The 9,901-nt window shown below is 68.0% G+C and carries 6 protein-coding genes and 1 pseudogene; 2 read left to right on the top strand and 5 right to left on the bottom strand.

What is annotated here, in order from left to right; all coding sequences use genetic code 11:
- Positions 1-437, top strand: a 437-nt coding sequence (locus QZ753_RS08090; protein WP_294642629.1) for an ActR/PrrA/RegA family redox response regulator transcription factor, incomplete at its 5' end; no start/stop codon positions are given.
- Positions 438-444: 7 nt separating this feature from the next.
- On the opposite strand, the gene QZ753_RS08085 is transcribed toward QZ753_RS08090, so the two are convergent.
- Positions 445-942: an MmcB family DNA repair protein gene (locus QZ753_RS08085; RefSeq protein ID WP_090962054.1), complete on the bottom strand. Its 498-nt coding sequence runs from the start codon at positions 940-942 to the stop codon at positions 445-447.
- Between the two features lie 86 nt (positions 943-1,028).
- Entirely contained in the window at positions 1,029-1,433 is a 405-nt protein-coding gene (locus QZ753_RS08080) for a MerR family transcriptional regulator (RefSeq protein ID WP_294642626.1), read from the bottom strand.
- 238 nt (positions 1,434-1,671) lie between these two features.
- Between QZ753_RS08080 and QZ753_RS08075 the strand changes: the two genes are divergently transcribed.
- On the top strand, positions 1,672-2,442 hold the full coding sequence (locus QZ753_RS08075) for a L,D-transpeptidase (RefSeq protein WP_294642624.1): 771 nt from the start codon (positions 1,672-1,674) through the stop codon (positions 2,440-2,442).
- Positions 2,443-2,506: 64 nt separating this feature from the next.
- Here the strand turns inward: QZ753_RS08075 and QZ753_RS08070 are convergent, their stop codons facing one another.
- The 3 genes and pseudogenes from QZ753_RS08070 to gltB form a co-directional block, all read right to left on the bottom strand.
- Positions 2,507-3,202 carry a hypothetical protein gene (locus QZ753_RS08070; protein WP_294642622.1) on the bottom strand — a complete coding sequence of 232 codons (696 nt, stop codon included), beginning with the start codon at positions 3,200-3,202 and terminating at the stop codon, positions 2,507-2,509.
- A 64-nt stretch (positions 3,203-3,266) separates the two neighbouring features.
- Positions 3,267-4,721 (bottom strand): glutamate synthase subunit beta, encoded by a 1,455-nt coding sequence (locus QZ753_RS08065; protein WP_294642620.1) that lies wholly within the window; start codon positions 4,719-4,721, stop codon positions 3,267-3,269.
- Positions 4,722-4,941: 220 nt separating this feature from the next.
- Positions 4,942-9,576 (bottom strand): annotated as a pseudogene (gene gltB, locus QZ753_RS08060) (glutamate synthase large subunit); the annotation flags it as partial.
- Between the last annotated feature and the right edge of the window lie 325 nt (positions 9,577-9,901).

Raw genomic sequence — 9,901 nt, 5'->3', positions numbered from 1 at the left:
CCGAGCCCGAGACGGTGTCCGAGGGCCTTGCGGCCCTCAAGACCCAGGCGCCCGCCTATGCCGTGGTGGACCTGCGTCTCGGGCTCGGCAACGGGCTCGACGTGATCGAGGCGCTTCGGCGCCAGAGGCCGGGCGCGCGCGCCGTGGTGCTGACCGGCTACGGCAATATCGCGACCGCGGTGAACGCGGTGAAGCTCGGCGCGATCGATTATCTCGCCAAGCCCGCCGACGCCGACGAGGTGATCGCGGCGCTGACGCGCGATCCCGAGATCAAGGCCGAGCCGCCGGAGAACCCGATGTCGGCCGACCGGATCCGTTGGGAGCACATCCAGCGCATCTACGAGATGTGCGACCGCAACGTGTCGGAGACCGCGCGTCGCCTGTCGATGCACCGCCGCACGCTGCAGCGGATCCTCGCCAAGCGCGCGCCGCGCTGAGGCGCGTTCAGTCCGCGGCGTCGCCGGTCATGTAGGGATTGGCGACCCACTCGGCCTGCAGCAGCCGGTCGGAGGCGAGGCGCGCGAAGCGCAGCGTCAGGGCCTTGCGGGTGGCCGACGCCATCCGCGTTTCCGGCGCCTCGCGCAGGATTTCGGCGCCGTAGCCGTCCGACAGGATCAGCCCGCAATCCTCCGGGAAGATGTCGACCGGCACGCCCGGGTGCGTCGCGAAATACAGTCGGTCGCAATGCAGCCGGTAGTCCGGCCATTTGCGGTCGACCCGGAAGTCCTCGATCGAGGACTTGATCTCGACGATCGAGAACTCGCCCTTTTCCGACAGGCAGAGAAGGTCGGCCCGCCGGCCCGACACGAGCGGGATCTCGGGCAGGACCGACACGCGCATCTGGATCATCAGGCGCTGGACGCCGCGACGCACCAGCATGGCCCGCTCGGACTGGCGCCCGTCGACGAGGGGATCGCGACGAAAGGGGGAAACGATCGGCATGGCTTTCCGAGTAGCGGGGAAAGCGGAGCCGAATCAAGGGGTGCGGCGAAACGAATCGGAAACATCCGATACGCCGGAGAACGATCTTAGAGCGCGGGGCGCGCCACGCGGGCCCCTTCGTTCGGCACCTCGTCGAGCACCGGCCAGCCGCGGGGCTCGTCGCTGTCATCCATCAGATCGGTCAGCGCCCGGCGGAGGCTGTGAAGCTCGAGGATCTTGCGGTCGATCTCGACCGCACGCCGCTCGGCCAGCCGGCGCGCCTCGTCGCGCCGAGCGCCCGGCGCATAGGAGGCGAGGAGCCGGCGCGTCTCCGACACGTCGAAGCCGAGCGAGAGGGAGCGCTGCAGGAAGCGCAGGATATGCACGTCGCGCTCGCAGTAGTCGCGGTAGCCGTTGGGCGCGCGCGCCGGCGACACGAGACCGAGGTCCTCGTAGTTGCGGATCGTCTTGGGCGGCAGGCCCGAACGACGTGCAGCTTCGCCGATATTCATCCGAAGTCCCCGGTTTTGCTCGAACTTCGCCCCGTCAACCTGAAGTGGAACGGGTCTCCCCCGCGTCAACTGTTGTGGTGCGGCAACAAGGACAATCTTAACCATACCGGGGTCTACTGACCGCGTTGCCAGGCGACTCGCCGCGGCGTACCAGAGGGTGGCCTCCGATGGGGGACTGCCTGTCCTGGGAGCCCGTCATGCCTGGCCGTCATGCCCTCGCAGTCGCACCGGACGCTCCATGAAGACCCGCTCGAACACCCTCCTTCTCGGCGTCTCGCTCGCCGCCCTGGCCACGCTCGGCGCCTGCACCACGCAGACGCAGCAACGCGCCTCGCTCAATCCGGCGCCCGTGCCGATGGCGCAGGCCTACGTCGCGCCGGCCGAGGCGATCGTCTCCGGCGGCCCGCTGGGTCCGGTCGAACTCACCGCCTACGGCGCGGTGGAGGACGGCGCCTTCAAGCTGCCGGCCATCCCGATCTCGAAGGTCGATGCCAAGTACCGCCGCCAACGCGTCTTCTACAACGGCGAGGGCATGGAGCCCGGCACCGTCGTGGTCGATACCGGCAACCATTTCCTCTATGTCATCGAGCCGCAGGGCACCGCGATGCGCTACGGCATCGGCGTCGGCAAGGCCGGCTTCTCCTGGGCGGGCGAGGCCGACATCAAGGACAAGCAACACTGGCCGAAGTGGTTTCCGCCGGCCGAGATGATCGAGCGTCGCCCGGAACTCAAGCCTTACGGCAACCAGGTCGGCATGGAGCCGGGCCTGATGAACCCGCTCGGCGCCCGCGCCCTCTACCTCTATCAGGGCAACAAGGATACGCTCTACCGCCTGCACGGCACGCCGGAGTGGTGGTCGATCGGCAAGTCGGTCTCGTCGGGCTGCATCCGCCTGATGAACCAGGATATCGTCGACCTCTACGACCGCGTTCCAATGAACGCCCGCGTGATCGTGCTCCAGGGCAAGGAGCGCCTCGCCGAGCACCGCATCAAGGCGCCGCAGGGCTGATCTGACGTTTCACGGCGGGGGACCGTCGCGGCCGGGCGCTTCGGGGGAAGCGCCCGGCCTTTTTTTATTTCCGGCGCGCCGGACGTCTCGCGGAGGCGGCGGGCCGGATGACCGCGGAGTCGGCCGGAAACCGGATCGCCGCCATCAGGCAGAGCGTCAGCGTGACGGCGTTCAGGACGTGCCACAGGAAATGCGTGCCGAAGGGCAAGCCCGCGCATAGGGGCGTATCCAGCGTACGGAACGTCAGCGAGAGGACGAAGACCGCGGCGGCGGCGAGCAGCCATCGGCCCGCGCCATGGCGCCGGGCGAGGAGGACGCCGCCGATGCCGCCGAGCGCCAGAAGTGCCGGCAGGTAGGAGGCGGAGGAGCCGAGGACGGGTCCGGCCAGCCGTTCGACGACCTGCGCCGCGACCGCAAATCCGATCGTGCCCGCGACGGCCAGCGCCGGTCGAAGACCAATGAAGCGGAAGAGAGCGAGCGCGAAGAAGCCGTAGATGAAGACGGCGATCGGGATGACGTCGGCCAGAAGCGACCAGCCGTTGGCGAACGTGTGGAACAGGAACGACCCGACGCCGATCACCGCGACGAGAAGAATGAAGGCGAGCGTGATGCCGTCGCGATCGGGACGCGTGCGCCAGTGCCGCCATGCGACCGCCGCACCGAGGAGGAAGGCGAGGTTGGTCGCGGCGTTCAGGGGCTCGGCGGAAAGGCCCGGTCCCAGCCGCTCGCAATAGGCGTCGATCGGCGCGAACCAGTCCATCTCGCCTCCCCTCCATCAGGACAGACGCGTTAGCGCCGGGCGGACCCGGCGCCAGGGATCGGCCTCAGCGCGGCAGCGTCGTCTGGCCGGTGAGCGCGAGGTCGATGGCGCGCGCGGCCTGACGGCCCTCGCGGATCGCCCAGACGACGAGCGACTGGCCGCGGCGCACGTCGCCGGCGGCATAGACGCCGTCCATCGAGGTCGCATAGGCCTTGTCGTCGGCCTGGACGGCGACGTTGCCCCGCGCGTCGCGCTTCATCGCCAGCGCCTCGCCGGCCTCGGCCACGAGCGCGTCGGTGAAGGGGCCGGCAAAGCCGATCGCGATGAAGGCGAGATCGGCGCGGATCACGAACTCGGTGCCGTGGATCGGCTTGCGTCGCTCGTCCACCTCGGCGCACTTCACGCCCGTCAGCTGGCCATCCTCGCCGATGAACTCCAGCGTCGCGACCTGGAACTCGCGCATCGCGCCCTCGGCCTGCGACGATGACACGCGCATCTTGGTCGCCCAGTAAGGCCAGACCTCGAGCTTGTTCTCCATCTTCGGCGGCTGCGGGCGGATGTCGAGCTGCGTGACCTTCACCGCGCCTTGGCGGAAGGCGGTGCCGACGCAGTCGGACGCCGTGTCGCCGCCGCCGACGACGACGACATGCTTGCCGCCGGCCCAGATCTCGCCGGCATTCCAGCCGGCGCTCGCGACAGGCTCGCCGCCGACGCGGCGGTTCTGCTGGACGAGATAAGGCATGGCGTCATGGATGCCGTAGAGGCCGTTGGTCGGGATGCCGGCATCGCGCGGTCGCTCGGCGCCGCCGCAGTAGAGCACGGCGTCGAACTCGGCGCGCAGCTCCTCGAGCGGCTTCGTCTTCCCGACATTGACGCCGTAGTGGAACGTGACGCCCTCGCCTTCCATCTGCTCGACGCGCTTGTCGATGAAGTGCTTCTCCATCTTGAAGTCGGGAATGCCGTAGCGAAGGAGCCCCCCGGCGCGGCTTTCGCGCTCGAAGACATGCACCTCGTGGCCGGCGCGGCCGAGCTGCTGGGCGGCGGCCATGCCGGCGGGGCCGGAGCCGATGACCGCGACGCGCTTGCCGGTCTTGGTCTCGGCCGGCTGCGGCTTGATGAGGCCGAGCTTGTAGGCCTTGTCGGCGATCGCCTGTTCCACCGTCTTGATGGCGACGGGCGTGTCTTCCAAGTTCAGCGTGCAGGCCTCCTCGCACGGGGCGGGGCAGATGCGGCCAGTGAACTCGGGGAAGTTGTTGGTCGAGTGGAGGTTGCGGATCGCGCCTTCCCAGTCGTTGGAATAGACGAGGTCGTTCCAGTCCGGGATCTGGTTGTGGACGGGGCAGCCCGTCGGCCCGTGGCAGAAGGGAATGCCGCAGTCCATGCAGCGTGCCGCCTGCTTGCCGACCTCCTCGTCGGACATCGGCAGCGTGAACTCGCGAAAATGCCGGATGCGATCGGACGCCGGCTGATACTTCGCCGTCTGCCGGTCGATCTCGAGAAAGCCCGTGACCTTGCCCATAATGCCCCTCCGTCCGGGCGGCGGCGCTCCACGTTAGCGCGCGAACCCACCCCTCATGCGAGCGATCGGACCCTTGCCGACCGGGCTCGCCTTACAACACTTTCCGCGAGGATAGAACGCGTCCAAACTTCGCGATCGCGAGCCGGGACCCGCGACCGGGCCGCCGGCCTCGTCGCGAGGGGCGGCCCGACGTTTCGCGGGCTCCGGAAGGCGGCGGCCTCTATTCGGCCGCGACGCCCATGCGCATGCGCTCCATTTCGAGAAGCGCGCGGCGGTACTCCACCGGCATGACCTTCACGAATTTCGGGCGGTAGGTCTCCCAGTGGTCCAGCATCTCCTTGGCGCGGGTCGAGCCCGTGTAGTGGAAATGGTTGGAGATCAGCTGGAACAGCCGCTCGTCGTCGTGGCCGGTCATGTTGGAGGACACGTCGACGCGTCCCTTGTGCTGGAGGTCGCCGCCATGGTGGTGCAGCTTCTCGAGGAGATCGTCCTCTTCCGGCACCGGCTCGAGCTCGACCATCGCCATGTTGCAGCGGTTCGCGAAGTTGCCTTCGGGATCGTAGACATAGGCGATGCCGCCCGACATGCCGGCCGCGAAGTTGCGGCCCGTGTGCCCGAGGATCACCACCACGCCGCCGGTCATGTATTCGCAGCCGTGGTCGCCGACGCCCTCGACCACCGCGATGGCGCCCGAGTTGCGCACGGCGAAGCGCTCGCCCGCCACACCCCGGAAGTAGCACTCGCCGGCGATCGCGCCGTAGAGCACCGTGTTGCCGACGATGATCGACTCCTCCGGCACGATGCGCGTGTTGGCGCGCGGCCGGACGATGATCTTGCCGCCCGACAGGCCCTTGCCGACATAGTCGTTGCCGTCGCCGACGAGATCGAAGGTGACGCCCTTGGCAAGGAACGCCGCGAAGCTCTGGCCGGCGGTGCCCGTCAGCTTCACCTTGATCGTGTCGTCGGCGAGCCCCTTGTGGCCGAACCGCTTGGCGACCTCGCCCGAGAGCATCGCGCCGGCCGAGCGGTCGACGTTGCCGATCGCGGTCTCGATCTCGACCTGCTGGCGCGCGGTGAGAGCGCTTTCAGCCTGCGCGATCAGCTTGCGGTCGAGAACGTCCGCGATCGGATGCTCCTGGCGCTTCGTCCAGTAGGTTTCCTCCAGCGCGGCGTCCGGCTTGAAGAACATCTTGGAGAAGTCGAGACCCTTGGCCTTCCAGTGGTCGATCAGCTCCCGCTTGTCGAGCCGCTCGGAGCGCCCGATCAGCTCGGCAAGGGTACGAACGCCCATCGCCGCCATGATCTCGCGCACCTCTTCGGCGACGAAGAAGAAGAAGTTGATGACGTGCTCGGGCGTGCCCTTGAAGCGCGAGCGAAGGACCGGATCCTGCGTCGCGACCCCGACGGGGCAGGTGTTCAGGTGGCACTTGCGCATCATGATGCAGCCGGCCGCGATCAGCGGGCCCGTCGAGAAGCCGAACTCGTCGGCGCCCAGAAGCGCGCCGATCACGACGTCGCGGCCCGACCGAAGGCCGCCGTCGACCTGCAGTGCGATGCGCGAGCGAAGGCCGTTAAGGACCAGCGTCTGCTGGGTCTCGGCAAGGCCCATCTCCCACGGGGAGCCCGCGTGCTTGATGGAGGTCAAGGGCGATGCGCCTGTGCCCCCGTCGTAGCCCGACACGATGATGTGGTCGGCGCGCGCCTTGGCGACGCCGGCGGCCACCGTGCCGACGCCGACCTCGGATACGAGCTTCACCGAGATGTCGGCTTCCGGGTTGACGTTCTTCAGGTCGTAGATGAGCTGCGCCAGATCCTCGATCGAATAGATGTCGTGGTGCGGCGGCGGCGAGATCAGGCCGACGCCCGGCGTGGAATGCCGGGTCTTGGCGATGGTCGCATCCACCTTGTGGCCGGGCAGCTGGCCGCCCTCGCCGGGCTTGGCACCCTGCGCCACCTTGATCTGCAGCATGTCGGCGTTGACGAGATACTCGGTCGTCACGCCGAAGCGCCCGGATGCCACCTGCTTGATGGCCGAGCGCTCGGGGTTCTTCGAGCCGTCGGGCAGCTTCAGGTAGCGGTCCGGCTCCTCGCCGCCCTCGCCCGTGTTCGACTTGCCGCCGATGCGGTTCATGGCGACGGCGAGCGTCGCATGGGCTTCACGGCTGATCGAGCCGAAGCTCATCGCGCCCGTCGAGAAGCGCTTGACGATCTCGGCGGCCGGCTCGACCTCGTCGAGCGGTACCGGCGTCAAGCCGACCTCTTCCGCCATGCGCAGCTTGAAGAGGCCGCGGATGGTCGAGTTGGCGACGGCCGACTCGTTCACGAGCGCCGCGTACTCCTTATAGGTGTCGTAGCTGTCGAGGCGCACGGCGTGCTGGAGCGTCGCGACAGCATCTGGCGACCAGATGTGGGCTTCGCCGCGCATGCGGTACGCATATTCGCCGCCGACCTCGAGCGAGCGCGCCAGAACCGGATCGTCGGAGAAGGCGAGCGCGTGCCGCTCCACCGTCTCGCGGGCGATCTCCTCCAGCCCGACGCCCTCGATCGTGGTCGAGGTGCCGGCGAAGTAGCGCTTCACGAACTCGGACTTCAGGCCGATCGCGTCGAAGATCTGCGCGCCGCAATAGGACTGGTAGGTCGAGATGCCCATCTTGGACATGACCTTGAGCAGACCCTTGCCGACCGACTTGATGAAGCGGCCGACGACCTCCTTGGCATCGACCTCCGGCGGGAAGTCGCCGCGCGCATGCATGCCGAGCAGCGTGTCGAAGGCGAGATAGGGGTTGATCGCCTCCGCGCCGTAGCCGGCAAGGCACGCGAAGTGATGGACCTCGCGCGGCTCGCCCGATTCCACCACGAGGCCGGCGGCGGTGCGCAGGCCCTTGCGGATCAGGTGATGGTGCACGGCGGCCGTCGCCAGCAGCGCCGGCAGCGGAATGCGGTCCGGCCCCATCTGGCGATCGGACAGGATGATGATGTTGTAGCCGCCGACGACGGCCGCCTCCGCGCGCTCGCAGAGCCGGTCGAGCGCGCCCGCCATGCCCGCCGCGCCCTGTTCGGACGGATAGGTCGTGTCGAGCGTCTTGGTGTCGAACCGGTCCTCGGTGTGGCCGATCGTGCGGATCTTCTCGAGGTCCGCGTTGGTCAGGATCGGCTGGCGCACCTCGAGGCGCTTGCGGCGCGAGGTCCCTTCGAGGTCGAGGATGTTCGGCCGCGGGCCGATGAACGAGACGAGGCTCATCACCAACTCCTCGCGGATCGGATCGATCGGCGGGTTGGTGACCTGTGCGAAGTTCTGCTTGAAATAGGTGTAGAGCAGCTTCGACTTCTCGCTCATGGCGGAAATCGGCGTGTCCGTGCCCATCGAGCCGATGGCTTCCTGGCCGGTCGTGGCCATCGGCGCCATCAGGATCTTCGTGTCCTCCTGGCTGTAGCCGAAGGCCTGCTGACGGTCGAGCAGCGACACGTCCGCACGACTCGCGCGCGGCTGCACGAGCTTCAGGTCCTCGAGGATCAGCTGGGTCGAGCGCAGCCAGTCGCGATAGGGGTTAGCGCCCGCGATCTCGCTCTTGACCTCCTCGTCGGAGACGATGCGGCCCTTCTCGAGGTCGATCAGGAGCATGCGGCCCGGCTGGAGGCGCCACTTCTTGACGATGCGCTCCTCGGCGACTTCGAGCGTGCCGGCCTCGGAGGCGAGGATCACGAGGTCGTCGTCGGTCACGACATAGCGCGCCGGCCGCAAGCCGTTGCGGTCGAGCGTCGCGCCGATCTGGCGCCCGTCGGTGAAGCAGACGGCGGCCGGCCCGTCCCAGGGCTCCATCAGCGCCGCGTGGTACTCGTAGAAGGCCTGGCGCTCCGGGCTCATCTCCTTGTTGCCCGACCAGGCTTCCGGGATGAGCATCATCATCGCATGGGCGAGCGGGTAGCCGCCCTGCGTCAGGAACTCCAGTGCATTGTCGAAGCAGGCGGTGTCCGACTGGCCCTCGTAGGAGATCGGCCAGAGCTTGGAGATGTCGTTGCCGAAGAGCTCGGAATCGACCGACGCCTGTCGCGCCGCCATCCAGTTGACGTTGCCGCGCAACGTGTTGATCTCGCCGTTGTGCGCCACCATGCGATAGGGGTGCGCGAGGCGCCAGGACGGGAACGTGTTGGTGGAAAAGCGCTGGTGGACCAGCGCCAGCGCCGAGGTGAAGCGCGGGTCCTTCAGGTCCTTGTAGTAGGCACCGACCTGATAGGACAGGAACATGCCCTTGTAGACGATCGTGCGCGACGACAGCGACACGACGTAGAAGTCGGTATCGACCGACTGCGCCTCGGCATGGACGCGGTTCGAGACGACCTTGCGGATGATGTAGAGCTTGCGCTCGAACTCGTCGTCGGTCGCGGCGGATGCGGGGCGCGCGATGAAGACCTGCCGGTGGCAGGGCTCGGTCGCGGCGATCTCGGGGGCCTTCGACAGCGACGAATTGTCCACCGGCACGTCGCGCCAGCCGATGACGGCGCAGCCTTCCTCGGCGGCGGCGGCCTCGAAGATCGTCTTGAAGTGGAGACGGCGCGCCTCGTCCTGCGGCATGAACACGAAGCCGACGCCGTAGTGGCCGGCCTCGGGCAGTTCGACGCCTTGGGTACCCATCTCGGCCTGGAAGAACTCGTGCGGGATCTGCACCAGCATGCCTGCGCCGTCGCCCATCAGCGGGTCGGCGCCGACCGCCCCGCGATGCTCGAGGTTGTGCAGGATCTTCAGGCCCTTCTCGACGATCGAGTGGGACTTCTGGTTCTTCATGTGCGCGATGAAGCCGACGCCGCAGGCATCGCTCTCGTTCGCCGGGTCGTAGAGGCCTTGGCGCTCCGGCAGGCGACGCGGTTTGACGGCGCCCATCGCGGTGTTCGTGGTCTGAATGACCTCACCCTCGATGATGGATGGCGTTTCGATCGTCATCGCGTGTCTCCCTGTCTCGTCGTCGCCCGAAAGGGTCGAGGCAACCTGGTTCTTCGGGCAGGACTTCGGCGCCCGGTCCGGCTCCCTGCCGCCGCGCGCCGCGCCTGCCTGTTCGTGTTCGGGCCGCCGTCTCTCCCGACGCGCCCTGCCGGGCACCGTCCGGGAACGGCGCCCCAGATAGGGCAGCAATGCTGACCTATTTCGCAGCTTATGCCAGACTTGTGTATCCGCGGCAAGAGCG

The sequence above is a fragment of the uncultured Aureimonas sp. genome (assembly GCF_913775355.1).
GTDB lineage: Bacteria > Pseudomonadota > Alphaproteobacteria > Rhizobiales > Rhizobiaceae > Aureimonas.
The sequence above is the reverse complement of the archived record's forward strand: the minus strand, read 5'-3'. Positions and strand labels throughout refer to the sequence as shown.